Below are 14,699 nucleotides of genomic sequence, written 5' to 3' on the forward strand. Positions count from 1 at the left end.
ATCGGGCGTGGGAGGCTACGGGAATGAAGTTCGGGCTCTATCTCATCGGCAGCGCAACCGGAGTGACGGGACCACCGGCGGCGCCGATCGCCGATCCTGAGTTCTTGGTCGGCTTTGCCCGCCACGCCGAGGCGGTGGGATGCGATTCGCTGTTCTTCGCCGACCACATCGTGTTCCCCGCGGCCAAGGAGGCGCCCTATCCCTACGCCGAATCGGGGGCCTATCCGTGGGACAACGAGCACACCCAACTGCCCGAGCCGCTGGCATTGATGGCATTCCTGGCCGGGGTCACCGAGTCGCTTCGATTCGGCACCGCGGTGCTGGTCCTGCCCCAGCGCCACCCGATGCTGCTGGCCAAGCAGCTCGCCACCATCGACGTGCTAGCAGGAGGGCGGGCCGAACTCGGAATCGGCGCGGGGTGGTTGGCCGACGAGTTCCACGCGCTGGGCTATTCGTTCGACGATCGAGGCGCCCGCACCGACGAGTACATCGACGTCATGCGAGAGCTATGGGCCAGCCCGGTGGCCAGCTTCGCCGGGCCGACCGTCGCCTTCGACCGCGTCCAGCTCACCACGCACCCCCGCCAGCCCGATGGCATCCCCATCATCGTGGGGGGCCACTCCCCGCCCGCACTGCGCCGAGCCGGCCAGCGGGGCGACGCCTTTCTGCCCGCCTTCTCGGCGTCGCAGAACCGGGACCGCTGGCCCGAAATGTGGAACGAGGTCCAGCGCTGGGCAGCCGAGGCGGGACGGGCCGAAGCCTGTGAGCTCCAGGGATTCGGCGCCACCCTCGACGACGCCCGATTCCTGGCCGACTTGGGGGCAACCCGCATGATCTACAGCACCCACGACCCCGATTTGGCCTCGGCTCGGGACACCCTGAATCGCTTCGCCGACGAGGTAATCACCCGATTTTGACCGCGGGCCGCGACACCTCCTGTGCCAAATCTGCTGATTTCACGTTGATTTCGTGATTTTTTGAGAAATTTCTTTTACACAGGCTACGTCTCACCCCCACCCATCAAGTCCCAACCAAAAACCCAGGTCAAACGGTTGCTTTCGGTCGTCAGCTAAGAGATTTCCACAGGCCAATCTGATGCAACCCCACTTATCCCCTCCCCAAGACCACTCAAGTGGGAATTATTTGGGAATTTCAATTGCGACAATGCCCGCTCAATTTCAATCAGCGCCCAGACCCAGGGCGCGGTCAGAACAGAGAAATGGAGCAAACTCATGGCCCAAGCAGTGGAAAATCTCATCGGACCGGCGGTTGCATGCCAGATGCTGGGCGTTGACCAGCAAAGCCTGCTGCGAGGCATCAACGACGGCATCGTGCCCGCCTACAGAATCGGCGACTCGGTGAGATTCAGGCCGTCTGAGCTACGCCATCCCGCGCTGTCGGGCCTGGCGGAGCACTATCGCTCCAAAGACGAGCACTTCGCCGCCTAACCCCACCCCCAAGCCTCTGCCCCCGACTGCGTCCCACCCCCGCGCGGTCGGGGGCGGACGGGGTCTTGGCCGCTAGGGAAGCACGGTCTCGGTGTCGCGGCCGGAGCGCAGAACGGTTCCCGGAGTGGCCCCGGTCACCTGGCCGTCAACCACGATGTCGGTTCCGCCCACCAGCACCCGGTGGACGCCCTGGGCGCCGGCGAACAGGCGCATGCAGTCGCCGGGCAGATCGGTGCGGGCCTCGATGGGGTCGGAGGCCACCGTGGCCGGATCGAACACCACCAGATCGGCGTGCCAGCCCTCGGCCACCCGGCCCCGGTCCTTGAGCCCGAACAGGCGGGCAGGCACATCGGTCATCAGCCGCACCGCCTCCTCCAGCGGCAGCAGCCCCCGGTTTCGCACGATGTCGCCCAGGATGATGGTGAAGTAGCGAGTGCCGCACATGCGGTCGAGATGGGCACCGGCGTCGGAGCCCCCCACGATCACCCGGGGGTCTTGCCAGTGCTCGGTGCGATGAGCCCAACTCTCCTCCGAGTCATCGGCATTGATGGGCCACAAATCGGTGCGCAAGTCATCAGCCAGCACGATGTCGCACAGGGTGTCGAAGGGTTCTTGGCCCCGCTCCGCGGCGATGTCGCCCACTCGCCGGCCGGTGAGCCCCTCGTTCTGCGGGGCATAGGTGGTGCCGATCTCCATGTTCTGCCACTGGGCCATGTGGTAGAAGCCGCCGCTGCCGGTCTGGGCCTGCTCGTTCAGCCACCGTCGGGTCTCCGGGTCGGCCAGCGCCGCCATCTTCTCCTCATGGGGAAGGTTCATGGTGTCCTTCCACCCCGGCATGTTGTAAAGCGGGCAGTAGGTGGCAAAACACAGCTTCAGCCCGCCGATGGTGGGCATCGACAACGCCACAATGCGCCCGCCCACCTCAGCCGCCGCATCGGCGGCCCCGAGCTGGTGGTTGGTCCGGTCTTTGGTGTCGGCGCTAACCGTGAGCACGTTCCAGTTCAGCGGACGCTGGGCTCGGGCCGACATCTGACTCATCAGCTCGATCTCCTCGTCGCTGAACATGCTGAGGCATCCGGAGGTGATGAACTCCAGCCAGGTCCCAGGGTGGTCGGCCACCGCTCCGGCCAGCGCCAGCACCTCCTCGGTGGAGGAGAATCGGCTGGGGACGGGCTCGTTGTCGCCATCCCAATGGGTATGGGCCAAAGACGTGGAGAACCCCATGCCGCCGGCAGCCAGCCCATCGTGGAGGGCCCGCACCATCTGGTCGAGCTGATCAGAGCTCGCCGGCTGGTTGGCGTCGGGCCCCATCACATAGCGGCGCAGCGCCGAGTGGCCCACCAAGAACCCCGCGTTGACCGCGGTGTTGCCGTCGAGGCGGTCCAGGAACTGCCCAAACGTCTCCCAATCCCACGGCAGCCCCTGTTCCAGCGCCAACAGGGGCATCCCCTCCACCATGGCCATCATCTCTTGCAGGTACCGGGCGTCGTCGGGATTCACCGGCGCCAGCGAGAACCCGCAATTGCCGCCCAGCACAGTGGTCACCCCGTGCATCGGCGACGGCGTAGCCGCCGGATCCCAGAACAACTGGGCGTCGTAATGGGTGTGAGGATCGATGAAGCCCGGCGACACCACTAGCCCGTCGGCATCCACCGTCCGGGCTGCCGCCCCATCCACCTGCCCGATCTCGACGATGCGCCCCTCAGCCACCGCCACATCAGCCACCACCGGCTCGGCCCCGGTCCCGTCCACAACCGCGCCACCCCGAATCACCAGATCAAACATGCCCCCCACAGTAGGCGCGCCCCGTGACAAATCCCCTGGCGAAATGGACCAACCGACACACTGGGTCTACCGGTACAGTTGTTACATGGTCGTGGAACTAGACCTCAGCCCTGACTGTGAAGCGGCTCTGCTAGCCGCAGCCCAGCAAGCAGGCTGCACCGTGGACGAAACAGTCAACCTCGCCGTCCAGGCCTTCGTCGAGCAGCAGAAAGACGCCGTTTGGCTCGCTGAAGCCAAGAGGAACATGACAGTTCATGCAGAAGCCCTGCGCCGTCTAGGCGAGTGACAGGCGAAACGTTCTTCCCCTCGCTGGAAAATCTACTGGCAGCTGCCCGAGAGATACTGGGCGAAAACCTGCCGATCAGAGATGTGGGCCTGCTCGAATCTGCCGTTGCCCGATGCGTGGCCCACGGGATCAGCCTTGCCGACATCGCAGAGGTTGCCGAGATCAGCCGCAGCTTGGCCAAGCAGCTCGCCGACCGCCAGGGCAAGCTTGACCTCGCCGAGCCTCTCACCGAGGTCCTCCGATGACCTGCTCCGAACGGACCAGAAGAACCGCCGCCACATACGCCGGAAGTGCCGCCGGTATGGCCCTCATGGTGCTGCTGCTGGGAGCCTCGCCGTGGCTCATCCCCGCCGTTGTCGGAGGCTCGCTCATCGGCTCGTTGACCGCCGCATGGTCGGACCGGAAGAAGGCCGACTCATGATGGCGATGGTCACCCACGAGCACTACCCCCTGCCCGACATCGACCGAGCTGCCCAGCGGCTCACCCTCACCGTCGCCCAGGCCCTCCACAACGCCGACCCCGTGGATCTGCTCAGCTCCCTGCTCATCTATCCCAGTTTGTGGGACAAAGCCGCCGCATTGCTGCATTCCATCGTGCTTGGGCACCCCCTAGTCGATGGAAACAAGAGGCTCGGCTGGCTGGCCGCCACCACCTTCCTGAGCGTCAACGGACACCCTGTAGACAAGATTTCCGCAGATGCCGCATTACACCTCGTGGAGAGCATCGCCATCCATCACCTAGAGGTTGAGGATATTTCCAGCGCTCTACAAGAGTTGGCCCGCGGATAGCCGCCTCGACCGCTTCGGCAACGACTTTGTCCCACACACCGGGCCCACCAAGATCAGCTCTTAGGCGACCGCCTCACCCTCTTGCCCCTCGCTGCTCTCGGGACCCCAGCGTGATCCCAATAAGCCCTCCGCGGACTCCGAGGATCACTCTGACCTGAAAAGCCGTTGACATCCCTGTAGCAGCATCGCTACTGTCACCAATGCCTGCGGTCCGGTTAGTAGGAATCTTCCGAATGCAGCCGACATACCGCGGCGACGGGGCCCCGGACCGCACGGGGCCCCTTTTTTTTCGCCATGAACCGTCCGGCCCGTGATCCAGTGGGCCTTAGGTCCGTACCCTCCAAAAGGCTGCTGGCAAGGCTCCGAAGGCGCCAAAGCAAATGGGGTGGCGAAACAGGCGACTTGGCCGGGTAGTCTGAATGCCTACCGGCTTGCGGAGGTGACGATGTCTGACAGAACAGCAAACCAGATGCCAGACGCACCTGGCCCGGCCACGATCGCAGAGATCATCCGCGGTTTGGAACCTATGGGCGATCCACGCAAGTTCTCCATCGAGGACTTGACCACTGAGGAAGAGGACGCTTTCTTCGCCATCATCGAGAACCTCTGACCACATGCCGCCACAAGTAGTGGTTGACACCATGGTCGCCAGTGCCTGGCTCGCCAACCGCCAGGTAGAGCGCCAGGTTCGTTGGTTGAGGGTTCTGGCGCAGGCCCTATGGATACTCCCCTTCGTGGTCGTCGCCGAGATGCGCTTCGGGGCCGAGGTGGCCGGTTGGGGCCTTCGACGCAGAGCGAGGCTGGAGAACGTGATAGCGCGTGCCGCAGTAGTGCCTCCGCTTGAAGACATCACCGATGCGTATGTCGATCTACGAGCCTGGAGCGTTCGCAGCGGACACGGTCTGAGCGCCAAGAGCCACGAAGCCGACCGGTGGGTCGCCGCTGTCGCTATTGCCGGAGAACTCCCGCTCGCCACTGAGGACTCGATCTTCGACGACGTTCCTATGCTACGGCTCCTCGATCCAGATGGGGCCTAGACGTTCTGCCCGCAGAGATTGCTAGCTCGACTGGGTAGGTCGGCTGTGGGGTGCGCATTGTCATTGTTTGAAGTGGCCATGTTGGCCTGTAGCATGGCTCGCAGCCGTTGCGTACTGCGCGACACCAGATGAACAAAACACAAATCAGGCTATTCCTCGGCCAGGAGATCGAGGATCCCGTAGAGCAAAAACTCATCAGCCGCTTGCGCCTTGATTTAGAGCAGCGCGGTGTTAGCGGTGCCTTGTACGCGAACTTCATCCCGCGACCCGGACAGCAGCGCCAGATCGACCTGCTCGTCCACACTGAAACCCACACAGCGCATGTAGAGATCAAGGGTTTCAATGCCAACTACCCGGTGCGCGGCCATGTGAACGGTCTTTGGGTTCAGATCCTTGCTGACGGGACAGAGCGGCAGATTACAAACGGCAGCTCGCAGGCCATTCGTGGCACCTACGCGATCAGCGACGCCATGCGAGACCTTGCCAGGAAAGAGGGCGTCGCTGCGGTAGATAACAATTTTTCCAGTTATATCGACACGATCGTTGGATTGTGGGAAGCCATCCCCGAAGGATCAGAAATTGAGCCACGAGCCCATGTGACCGTACTGGGTTACCAAGACCTCCTCGAGCGGCTAGTCAAACCCGGGCCATGTGTGCCGTGGACGCAAGAAGAGTGGGATGAATTCGCCCGCCGCCACAGCCTCTTCCAGCCCGAAGACATCTCGCCTTCCGAGCAGAGCAGGCGCGACAGCCTCGAAATCATCGCTGATTACCGTCCAAGGGCCCGAGCCAGTCTCTCAGACGGTCTCGGGCCTCTGGTCGATCTGGGCGCAACTGACAACGATGGCACTGAATTGGCGGCAGACGACATCGACAACATGGTCGCCGCTGGCAGAGTGGTCGCGATAACAGGCCACTCGGGAAGCGGCAAGACCTTTTTCGCTCGACATTTGGTTGTGAGACACTGCGATGCTGGTCGCTTGGTGGTCTGGGTTCGGGCCGCTGACTACGAGGGTCGATTCAGCGACTTGCTCAACTTGGCCACAGCTCCGTACAGCATCGAGCGGCGAAAAGACGTCATTCGAGCCGCCGAAGAAACTGGAGTGGGCATATCTGTAGTGCTCGATGGTCTGAACGAGTGCCCGGAGAGCGAACGGACCGAACTACTGAAGCAATTGAAGGCGTTTTGCTTGCGACACTCCGCGGGAGTGCTGGTTACAAGCACTGTTGAGGAAGGTCTGGTCGGCACGCTAGGCGCGAAAATCTTGAACTCCAACGAGCCCGATGCAGAGACCAGGCTGGCGATCCTCCGCTCTTATGGCGCCCGACAGCCAGAGCGCATAAGCGACCAGTTCCGCTCGCCGCACGAACTGGCAATCGCCGCGGAGTGCGAAAGCGAGTTGGCCAATGGCGCATCGGTCGCAGACCTGCACGACGCCTTCGTCCGCCGACATGCCCCCACCGTACGAGTCCGAGCCGGCCTACGCTCCCTCGCCGCCAATCTTCACTCCCAATTCAGAACCAGCATGCCGCAACTCGATGCTGCGTCAGTCCTTAACTCGCCAAGCCTTGAATCTGATGCCCGATTCGTCGACGAGGTCTTAGCCAATCCACTCATAGGGATTGACCGCCACCGTGTCCGTTTCCGCCACGAGCTATTCGGCCAATTCCTCGCCGCCGAGGATCTCGTCCGCTCCTCCAGCACCAGCCAACGCCTCGCTGCTCATCTCGACCTTCCGGTCAACAAGCCGCTCACTCAGACTGCCCTTCAAATCGAGCGAAACAGCCACCGGATCTGGGACGTGATCAAGGCGCTCTGCGATGAGTGGCTAATGCTCAGGGCACTCACAGGCGATTACGGCCCCGAAGTTGCCGCTCTCGCCGCTGCGGACATCCGAGACATTCTCCATGTCGGCATCGCCGCAGCCAACCCAGAGAACGCCTCCTTCGAGGCCTTCAAATCCGAAGATCAGGAGGGCTTTGCCTTAGGCGGGCGTTGGTCGACAAGCCGCCGGTGGTCAGAGACCGAACTGAAGCTGCTGGCCGCCGCAGGCAGGGGCTCGTACCGAGGCCTGCTCGTCGAAGAAGTCTGCGAGCTGATCGACAAGACCGATGAGCTGTGCCAGACCCAGGCGCGGCTCCTGCAAGCCGACGGCATAACCAACCCCATCTCGACGGTCGTAGAAGCGACGCTCAGCCAAATGGCGCACCAAGTAGACCGGGAGAATTGCGGGCTCGCTATGCCCTACGTCGCCGTCGCGTTCGAGTATGCCGCAATGGAAGCCCCGTTCAGTGGCCTTCGGGGCAGCACCGGGCTAGCAGGACGCTTGGCCAACGGCGCAGGCGACTACTCGTGGGGCCGCTACTACCTGGCGATGCTTGCAGTCAACCCATTCGATCCCACCGACCAAGCTGTCTTCGCCTCCCTGCTGCGTCGGGCTTGGGACGCCGGCGGATCCCCCTTGCAACTTAAAGCCCTACACACAGCCACAGACTTAGGGCGTCACGGCGGAACCCAAGACCCGCACCGCTCCGAAATCGTCGACGTACTGCGCTCGATCGATACGAGCAATCTGATTCTGAGTACCTCGCTCCTCGAAGCACTCGCCGAATTCGACGAGATTGAAAGCGAAACCACAGTCGAGCAAGTTCACGACCGTATCCGACAAACCATCTCGCGCCCCGAAGATATGGAGAGCTGCCGTGCGGCCCGGAGCATCGTGGCCATGCAATACGAAACCCAGGAAGTCGTCGGCCCCTACCGCGAAGCAATCGGAGAACTCACTGATACAGATTGGGCATGGCTTCTTACCATGGCCGCGCGTGGCTCCGATCCCAACTCATGGGACATCGATTCCCTGTTGGAGCAACTGTCGAACCTCGTCCCCACTGGGAACGCCGCTCTCGATAACGCTGCCAAAGATGTGTTCGCGTCGTACCTAGACGGCCCGCCCGAAGACTCCACTATGCCGCAGGTGGCGTCAGCCGCATGTCGGGCTGCCATAAGCGGGTGGGCCCAATTCGAGTCTGAGATTCCACCAGGGCCAAATGACCCGACCCCAGCGCAAAGAAGCTGGCACCTTATTGCCAGTCTGCTGCTCCGCCACGAGCAAGACGACGCCGCAGTGGATGCTGAAACACTCTGGAGCGCCCTCCTCTCCGAACCGGACCAAACAGTCGCGACCCTGGCCCACATCGACAGCACCGACAAGGAGCACTTGTGGGACCGCCAAGCACGAGCGCATTATCACCGCCGCGACCTCCCTCAACTAGCCGAAGACTACCCAGAGTCCATGCGCCGCCTATTCGAGTGGGCGCTCGACAACCTGGCAGACATTCCCACTCACCCCATCATCCACAGAAAAGGCGTATTGGACTTCGCGATACGGATGCTCGGACTTGTAGGCACCGAGACCACCGCCGAGAAACTACGTGTCTACACCCTAGACCCGAAGGCCGGCAGCACCGCCGTCCAAGCCATCAGGCAGATCAACAATCGAGCCGCCTCATGAGACCCGCCGTAGACCACTTCCTGACCCCTAGAAACAGCATGTCCAAGCGCTCAACGAGGATGCCATAACAGATCGTAGGTCCGTAGATCGAGCCACGGTGGCGGAGTCGAGCACTGCCAATTCAACCTCGATGCCCTTGGACACTACATCTCGGTCCTTGAAACCGAACAGGTGAATGAGGCTGTCGGCTATGAATTACAGGCACTCCTCCACCGATAGCAGACAATGGTCGCCTTCACAGTCAGGCAGCATCTCAACTGGGAACAGGGTTCCGCAGTCAATCGACTGGAAATGGCAACTGATGGCTGTCAGTCGCTCAGGCATACTGGCTTCATGGAACCCACTGAGCAGATCTTGGAATGGGCCCGTGAGCACATTGACAAGCTATCTGAGGACATGACATGGACCCCGTCGCGATACGGAACCTTTGGTTACTGGCAAGCCATCAACCCACAAGTTCGGGGTGTGATTCGTGCACGGGCAACCGCTGCATTGGATTTCTTAGAACGCTTCACTGGACCCTCGTCCCTCTGGACCAAGACAGCTCACGACGTGTTTGAGAACAATGGCGACAATCAGTCAATGGAGACCGGGGCTAGGGCAATAGGTGATGTACTTGAAGAGTGGTCCAATCTCGTTCGATCTGGCCAAATTAGGCCAAGACTCACTGAAACGCTCGCTCTTCGACAGATTGCTTCAACCGAACTCCTTGAACAAGTTTGTGCACTAAACGCCGATCACAGTGTCACGCCTGCTGCACCCATCGTCCTGGCGGGTGCCGCTTTGGAGATTGCATTACGTTCAGCAGTAGAAGAACTCGGGCTCAGCATTTCAGGTCAGCCTGGCATCTCAACGTACGCAAGAACACTCCGCAGCGCTGAAGTGCTGAACAAGCAGCACATTAAGGACATAGAACAAATGGCAGGGCTTCGTAACCAGGCTGCTCACGGGGAACACGATGCACTCAGTCGTGAGCGGTCGGGTCTGATGGAACAGCAAGTCAATATCTTCCTTAGAACCCTGGAGGAAGTAATCGAGAAATCGGCCTAGTCTCTATCTGTCCAAGAGGGGCGGGTCGACGCGGGGTGAGCTTGGGAGGGGTGGGCGGGTGGGGGGCTGATGTTGGTTTGGTAGTGAGTGGCTAGGGCTTTAGCCAACTGGTGGGAATAGTGGGTGAGGCTTGCCTGATCGAGGGGTGGAGTTTTGCTGTTGGGTGTGTTGGTCAAAGTACCGTGGGCCGACTCGTAGGCATGAGTCATGGCATCGTAGCGATCAAGGATCAGATTCTTGGTGTGATACTCCCCATGCTTCTTCCTATCTTTACGTTCCACAATAGCAAAAGTGTCCATGATATATATGACGTCTTCGCGATTAACGCCATATAAGTGAAACATGAGGGCATCTAATTCGGCAAGGATCAGCGCTCGGCGTTCCTCGTCCCAGACAAATGGAGGACCAAAGCAATCCAGGGAATTTGCAAAACTCCTCAAATCCCACGCAGTATAAACTAATTCTAGAATTGCAGCAGAAATCATCGTTTCATGGGTGCGGACTTGATTACAAGACAAAACAGGGAATTGCTTCAAGTAACCCAGCGTAAGATTCGTCCCTCCTATCTTCTGTCGAGCGATGTAGTCCAACACAAAAGAGTTCAACACTGACAGGAGCAAATGAGGAGCTCGTGCGTCTCGGATTAGTGGTTCAGAATGCCCAACTGCAGCTAGTGGTAAAGCAGTACAAACTAACGTTCGTCCATTTGTGGAGCTACTCGTAACGTTGTTGAATCCAAGAAGCCACCAGGAATTCATGCCAATTCGTTTGACAACCTCTTTTTCATTGACCCAATAATAGGGCTTCGCAGTAAACTGTGGCATCATTTTCTCTTCTAAACTCAAATACTGTGGTTGATTCTTCCGGTGTATCGCGGTAGGGCTCTTGATGACGTTTGCAGCCCGATGATCATAGAAAGATACCATCTTTCCTTCATACAATGGAAGGAACCGTTCTTCGAACCCCTCGTCATGTTGTCGCACATAGTGGTTGCCTTCCATCATCAAACCAGCCGCATCTAACATTTCACTCTCATGAAATAAACCAGAATCATTGCTCATGTGGAACATACACTGGTAGGACATATTCCATGGGTTGCCTTCAGGACTCCCATCAATGACAAGAGGGGCGACTCGACGGTAGATTGCCTTTGTTATTTCTGCATCTCGACTTGTTCGAAATACGGGACATGTTTTTGTATTCGGATTAAGAGAATAGAAATCACTTGTTGTTAGGGAAAAAGTTCTGTCTGCGTCATCAAGATCAGAAATTGTTTGCGCAAAGAAAGAAAACACGGCCTGATTCACCGGCGAATCAGAACCGGATAGCGTGAGCAGACAGAATTTCGTTCCCTTGTGAACTCCGTGAAAGAAATTCTCCCGATTTTCAAAATCATATAGGGAGACTAGCGAACTTTTTTCAACGAAGTCCTGAAAAAGATATTGGGACTTATATCGGATGGTGGCGAAAGCCATGCCTGAGCAGGCGTTATAGAGAAAGACAGGAAATATGGACGGATTGAACAAGTTGTCGGCGCGCCGGAAAACGGCGGTCATATACAAGCATCCGAATGACGGAACGCTGAACGGAGTCGATGGCGATATCGACCGCTGGGTGGACGACAAAGGAGTGCTGCACGTGTTCTTGGCACCGGGAGGATCGTTCCGGCTGAGCGATGAGCCAGACCGGGTTTGTACACCTAATACGAACTAGCCCTCGTCGCACTCGGGAGCGCAATAGGCGCACCCGTTGATGCTCCAATCCGGGTATATCGCTCTAGCCAGTAGCACAGCCTCCCGACATGAGGGGCGCTCGAATAGGTGGATCTGGTTTATGTCGTCGGGAAGGCACCCCTTCTCCTTGCCAACTGACAGATTGTGGAGTTCTCGCTGCCCCTTGTGCTTGCCTTCGGTCTGGGCGTTCTCGTTCAAGACGAAATGTGGCATGGGCCAAGGCTACAGAGCAGGCACTGGAATCAGGCACGCCATCAGGCGTGTTTTAGAGACATAAGACTCAAAGTCCGGGGAGCCCCAATCCTTCTAGCTGGGATTTCTTGTGCATCGGGGCTCTCCGGACTTTGGACCACTGGGGTCGGTTGATAGAACTCCTCTTGCACAAGAATTACGGCAGGAAGGAGTGCGGAGTGCAACGAAATACACTGAGGATAAACTGTCATAGGTGCGTGATAACGTGGCGTCCGATGAATGAAGAACGGAAGCGCCACAAAGCTCCTGGTAGAGCAGATCGCAACGGCATATCGCTATTCGACCTCATGGGAATGTTCCCCACTGACAAGGCAGCCGAGCAATGGCTGATCGAGCGCCGCTGGCCGAAGAAAGTCGCCTGCGTATCGTGCGGTTCGGTCAACGTGCAGACAGGAGCGAAGCACCGCACGATGCCGTTCCGCTGCCGCGAGAAGGGATGCGCAAAGAAGTTCAGCGTCAGGACCGGCACGGTCATGGAGGCATCCAATCTCGGTTACCAGACCTGGGTGTTCGCCATCTACATCGTGATGACCAACTTGAAGGGCGTGTCGTCCATGAAGCTGCACCGCGACCTGGGCATCGGCCAGAAGGCGGCTTGGTTCCTGCTCCATCGTCTGCGCGAAGCAATGGCCGGCGAGGACATCCTGTTCTGCGGTCCCGTAGAGGCTGACGAAACCTACGTCGGCGGCTTGGAGAAGAACAAGCACAAGGACAAGCGCATGAAGGCAGCGGGCGGGCCTGTCGGCAAGGCCATCGTCGCCGGTGTGAAGGACCGCTGCTCCAACAGGGTGGCTGCCAGAGTCGTTCCCGACACGTCAGCCGACTCGCTGATCGGGATGGTCTCAGACCACGCCGAGAAGGGAACGCTGGTGCTCACAGACGAGGCGAAGGGCTACCTTCCGCTCCGCAAGAAAGGCTACGGCCACAGGGCCGTAAAGCACTCGGTTGGCCAGTACGTAGACGGCATGGCACACACGAACGGGATCGAGTCGTTCTGGTCGCTGTTGAAACGCGGCTATCACGGCACCTATCACCAGATGTCGCCGGAGCACCTTCATCGCTACGTGGCCGAGTTCCAGCACCGCCACAACGAGAGGCCATTCGACACCATCATTCAGATGGAGAGGGTGGTCAAGGACATGGACGGCAAGAGGCTCACCTACGAGGAGTTGATCGCAGACGGCGTGCGCGCCAACAGGGTCAGGGAGACGGCTTGTTGAGCGAGCGGTCCCTATTTGCAAAAAATTTGCCAAATAGGAACAGAGCTAGGCTACAATACATATAGCCCTGATGGCCGGGGGAGTGGACCCCCCGGCCTAAGGCTGCTAGTAGCCACGTAGCAACCCTGCACTGATCCTATTCACGCACAGGGCACGCTTTCAACCCATTTCAAGGCGATTTCCGCAACTTACGACTCTGGTTCCTGATCGCGTCCACCAAGCCCTGTGCGTCAGGCTCCGACTGGCCAAACGGGGAGCGCTTCCTGGGAAATCTGCGGCTTTTGGATGCTTGGCTGGCGATCTCGTCCAGTGCTTCGGCAACGATCTTGCGAACGTCCTTCTCGTCTTGCGGATTCATTGGCTCTCCTTGTGGTTTCAATTGCGTATGTTTGGCAGATACCCCAGTCGCACGCACTCGTCGTCTGACGACAGCCGGGAATCGCGGGTATCGAAGATCGCTCCGGGCACTCTCGGCCCCGGATACCTCCCGTATGCGTCAACCATGAACTCGCATATCCACGCCCAAGCATCCGGGGCCGAGTCCTCCGGTGCTTCTAGGACATGCGCGCTCAGCTCGTGGAACATGGTTTCTAGGGAGCGGAACTCCCTGTTCAGTGCGTCGTGATCCTCTCTGAGTGTCAATAGAGCGTCTGCCAGGGAGCCGAGTTGCGTCTCCATGTCCTCAATCTCCGATGACGAGTCGGACTGCAATGCCAATTCGACTGCCTGCGGCGGCGCTGGAACACTGTCCGCAAGCACCGCCGTTCCCGCGGTTGTTGCAGTGCCCGGTTCCTGTGCCCTACACCCTGCAAGCACAATGCCGAGCAAGATGGCGCAGAACAGCGCAATATGCTTCTGTCGAGATGCTCTCATGTCAGTCGAACTGCGAGAACACCAAGTAGTAGCAGTCTTCGTATGCGTACCGTGAGGATACGGTGAACTCGACTGCTGGCGTGCCGGTCTCATCCCACTGGCACTGGGCCATCTGTTCGCAGACATCTCTCCGCGCATCGCCCATCGTGGGAGAACCGAGCGCCCACTGAGCAGACCCCCATTCGGCAGAGTCGCGCTCATCCACCAGAGCGCGTTCACACCTGTTGACAGCGAGGTTCCAGCCCGGATGCTCACGCGCCGTCTCAGGCGTCTTTGGAGCGTCCGATCCGCATCCGGCGACGAGCATCAGCGCGGCGAGCAGTATTCCTAACCACTTCAAGGTGGCCCCCTTCGGCTGGTGAGTTGCCTCTTGCCGAAGACGCACGCACAGCCAAACCGAAGGGAGCCGCGCGAGGCGACTCCCCGAATTTGATATGGCTGTGCGGCATTAGAGCCTGCACGTCTTCGGCACCGGCCACGGTAGCACAGAGCGGGCGATGGCGGTCCTCTGTTGTCGAACGCCTCCGCTAATATCGGAGAATGGAGACAGATGACGTGCGAGCGCCGGAAGACGAGTTGCCGGAAGAGCTAGAAGACGCCTACGACCCGGAAGAAGTGTTCGTGTTTGAGGGCACGCCGGAAGATTTGGCCGACGCTCTGTTCAAGGAATGATGAATCTGGCGGGCGCAGGTAAGATATATGCAGAGGGATGTA

The 14,699-nt window shown here is 59.5% G+C and carries 17 protein-coding genes; 12 read left to right on the forward strand and 5 right to left on the reverse strand.

All coding sequences use genetic code 11. The annotated features are described in order from the left end of the window. Nucleotides 1-23: 23 nt before the first annotated feature. Nucleotides 24-917 (forward strand): LLM class F420-dependent oxidoreductase, encoded by an 894-nt coding sequence (locus tag ACOGI7_RS10065; RefSeq protein WP_419848626.1) that lies wholly within the window; start codon nt 24-26, stop codon nt 915-917. Nucleotides 918-1,232: 315 nt separating this feature from the next. Beyond that, on the forward strand, nt 1,233-1,448 hold the full coding sequence (locus ACOGI7_RS10070) for a helix-turn-helix domain-containing protein (protein ID WP_419848627.1): 216 nt from the start codon (nt 1,233-1,235) through the stop codon (nt 1,446-1,448). A gap of 72 nt (nt 1,449-1,520) precedes the next feature. Here the strand turns inward: ACOGI7_RS10070 and ACOGI7_RS10075 are convergent, their stop codons facing one another. Next, entirely contained in the window at nt 1,521-3,233 is a 1,713-nt protein-coding gene (locus tag ACOGI7_RS10075) for an N-acyl-D-amino-acid deacylase family protein (protein ID WP_419848628.1), read from the reverse strand. An 85-nt stretch (nt 3,234-3,318) separates the two neighbouring features. On the opposite strand from ACOGI7_RS10075, the gene ACOGI7_RS10080 reads away from it, so the two are divergent. The 8 genes from ACOGI7_RS10080 to ACOGI7_RS10115 all read left to right on the forward strand — a co-directional run bounded on the left by ACOGI7_RS10080 (nt 3,319) and on the right by ACOGI7_RS10115 (nt 9,907). Continuing rightward, nucleotides 3,319-3,519, forward strand: coding sequence for a hypothetical protein (locus ACOGI7_RS10080; RefSeq protein WP_419848629.1), 201 nt, complete (start codon nt 3,319-3,321; stop codon nt 3,517-3,519). Next, entirely contained in the window at nt 3,516-3,764 is a 249-nt protein-coding gene (locus ACOGI7_RS10085; RefSeq protein WP_419848630.1) for a hypothetical protein, read from the forward strand. The genes ACOGI7_RS10080 and ACOGI7_RS10085 overlap by 4 nt, the downstream gene beginning before the upstream one ends. Continuing rightward, nucleotides 3,761-3,940: a hypothetical protein gene (locus ACOGI7_RS10090; protein ID WP_419848631.1), complete on the forward strand. Its 180-nt coding sequence runs from the start codon at nt 3,761-3,763 to the stop codon at nt 3,938-3,940. Before ACOGI7_RS10085 ends, ACOGI7_RS10090 begins: the two co-directional genes overlap by 4 nt. Then, on the forward strand, nt 3,937-4,308 hold the full coding sequence (locus ACOGI7_RS10095) for a type II toxin-antitoxin system death-on-curing family toxin (RefSeq protein WP_419848632.1): 372 nt from the start codon (nt 3,937-3,939) through the stop codon (nt 4,306-4,308). The genes ACOGI7_RS10090 and ACOGI7_RS10095 overlap by 4 nt, the downstream gene beginning before the upstream one ends. Before the next feature lie 469 nt (nt 4,309-4,777). Next, nucleotides 4,778-4,918 (forward strand): hypothetical protein, encoded by a 141-nt coding sequence (locus ACOGI7_RS10100; RefSeq protein ID WP_419848633.1) that lies wholly within the window; start codon nt 4,778-4,780, stop codon nt 4,916-4,918. A 4-nt stretch (nt 4,919-4,922) separates the two neighbouring features. Then, on the forward strand, nt 4,923-5,345 hold the full coding sequence (locus ACOGI7_RS10105; protein WP_419848634.1) for a PIN domain-containing protein: 423 nt from the start codon (nt 4,923-4,925) through the stop codon (nt 5,343-5,345). A gap of 128 nt (nt 5,346-5,473) precedes the next feature. Further along, nucleotides 5,474-8,857, forward strand: coding sequence for a hypothetical protein (locus tag ACOGI7_RS10110; protein ID WP_419848635.1), 3,384 nt, complete (start codon nt 5,474-5,476; stop codon nt 8,855-8,857). A 333-nt stretch (nt 8,858-9,190) separates the two neighbouring features. Continuing rightward, nucleotides 9,191-9,907, forward strand: a complete 717-nt coding sequence (locus tag ACOGI7_RS10115) for a hypothetical protein (protein WP_419848636.1) — start codon at nt 9,191-9,193, stop codon at nt 9,905-9,907. Here ACOGI7_RS10115 and ACOGI7_RS10120 read toward each other — a convergent pair. Further along, nucleotides 9,904-11,463, reverse strand: a complete 1,560-nt coding sequence (locus tag ACOGI7_RS10120) for a hypothetical protein (RefSeq protein WP_419848637.1) — start codon at nt 11,461-11,463, stop codon at nt 9,904-9,906. The two genes, ACOGI7_RS10115 and ACOGI7_RS10120, sit on opposite strands and share 4 nt — an antisense overlap. Before the next feature lie 153 nt (nt 11,464-11,616). Continuing rightward, entirely contained in the window at nt 11,617-11,853 is a 237-nt protein-coding gene (locus ACOGI7_RS10125) for a hypothetical protein (protein WP_419848638.1), read from the reverse strand. Nucleotides 11,854-12,185: 332 nt separating this feature from the next. Here ACOGI7_RS10125 and ACOGI7_RS10130 point away from each other — a divergent pair, with 332 nt between their 5' ends. Continuing rightward, nucleotides 12,186-13,112, forward strand: coding sequence for an IS1595 family transposase (locus ACOGI7_RS10130; protein WP_419848639.1), 927 nt, complete (start codon nt 12,186-12,188; stop codon nt 13,110-13,112). 375 nt (nt 13,113-13,487) lie between these two features. Here the strand turns inward: ACOGI7_RS10130 and ACOGI7_RS10135 are convergent, their stop codons facing one another. Continuing rightward, nucleotides 13,488-13,790 carry a hypothetical protein gene (locus tag ACOGI7_RS10135; RefSeq protein WP_419848640.1) on the reverse strand — a complete coding sequence of 101 codons (303 nt, stop codon included), beginning with the start codon at nt 13,788-13,790 and terminating at the stop codon, nt 13,488-13,490. A gap of 196 nt (nt 13,791-13,986) precedes the next feature. Beyond that, entirely contained in the window at nt 13,987-14,325 is a 339-nt protein-coding gene (locus tag ACOGI7_RS10140; protein ID WP_419848641.1) for a hypothetical protein, read from the reverse strand. Nucleotides 14,326-14,525: 200 nt separating this feature from the next. Here ACOGI7_RS10140 and ACOGI7_RS10145 point away from each other — a divergent pair, with 200 nt between their 5' ends. Beyond that, nucleotides 14,526-14,657, forward strand: coding sequence for a hypothetical protein (locus tag ACOGI7_RS10145; protein ID WP_419848642.1), 132 nt, complete (start codon nt 14,526-14,528; stop codon nt 14,655-14,657). The last annotated feature ends 42 nt before the right edge of the window (nt 14,658-14,699 follow it).

Source organism: Candidatus Poriferisocius sp. (assembly GCF_965204145.1).
Lineage (GTDB): Bacteria > Actinomycetota > Acidimicrobiia > Acidimicrobiales > Bin134 > Poriferisocius.

Coding starts and splice junctions, on each gene's coding strand:
- ACOGI7_RS10065 (WP_419848626.1), top strand. CDS start 24: ATGAAGTTCGGGCTCTATCTCATCGGCAGCGCAACCGGAGTGACGGGA.
- ACOGI7_RS10070 (WP_419848627.1), top strand. CDS start 1,233: ATGGCCCAAGCAGTGGAAAATCTCATCGGACCGGCGGTTGCATGCCAG.
- ACOGI7_RS10075 (WP_419848628.1), bottom strand. CDS start 3,233: ATGTTTGATCTGGTGATTCGGGGTGGCGCGGTTGTGGACGGGACCGGG.
- ACOGI7_RS10080 (WP_419848629.1), top strand. CDS start 3,319: ATGGTCGTGGAACTAGACCTCAGCCCTGACTGTGAAGCGGCTCTGCTA.
- ACOGI7_RS10090 (WP_419848631.1), top strand. CDS start 3,761: ATGACCTGCTCCGAACGGACCAGAAGAACCGCCGCCACATACGCCGGA.
- ACOGI7_RS10095 (WP_419848632.1), top strand. CDS start 3,937: ATGATGGCGATGGTCACCCACGAGCACTACCCCCTGCCCGACATCGAC.
- ACOGI7_RS10100 (WP_419848633.1), top strand. CDS start 4,778: ATGCCAGACGCACCTGGCCCGGCCACGATCGCAGAGATCATCCGCGGT.
- ACOGI7_RS10105 (WP_419848634.1), top strand. CDS start 4,923: ATGCCGCCACAAGTAGTGGTTGACACCATGGTCGCCAGTGCCTGGCTC.
- ACOGI7_RS10110 (WP_419848635.1), top strand. CDS start 5,474: ATGAACAAAACACAAATCAGGCTATTCCTCGGCCAGGAGATCGAGGAT.
- ACOGI7_RS10115 (WP_419848636.1), top strand. CDS start 9,191: ATGGAACCCACTGAGCAGATCTTGGAATGGGCCCGTGAGCACATTGAC.
- ACOGI7_RS10120 (WP_419848637.1), bottom strand. CDS start 11,463: ATGACCGCCGTTTTCCGGCGCGCCGACAACTTGTTCAATCCGTCCATA.
- ACOGI7_RS10125 (WP_419848638.1), bottom strand. CDS start 11,853: ATGCCACATTTCGTCTTGAACGAGAACGCCCAGACCGAAGGCAAGCAC.
- ACOGI7_RS10130 (WP_419848639.1), top strand. CDS start 12,186: ATGTTCCCCACTGACAAGGCAGCCGAGCAATGGCTGATCGAGCGCCGC.
- ACOGI7_RS10135 (WP_419848640.1), bottom strand. CDS start 13,790: ATGGAGACGCAACTCGGCTCCCTGGCAGACGCTCTATTGACACTCAGA.
- ACOGI7_RS10145 (WP_419848642.1), top strand. CDS start 14,526: ATGGAGACAGATGACGTGCGAGCGCCGGAAGACGAGTTGCCGGAAGAG.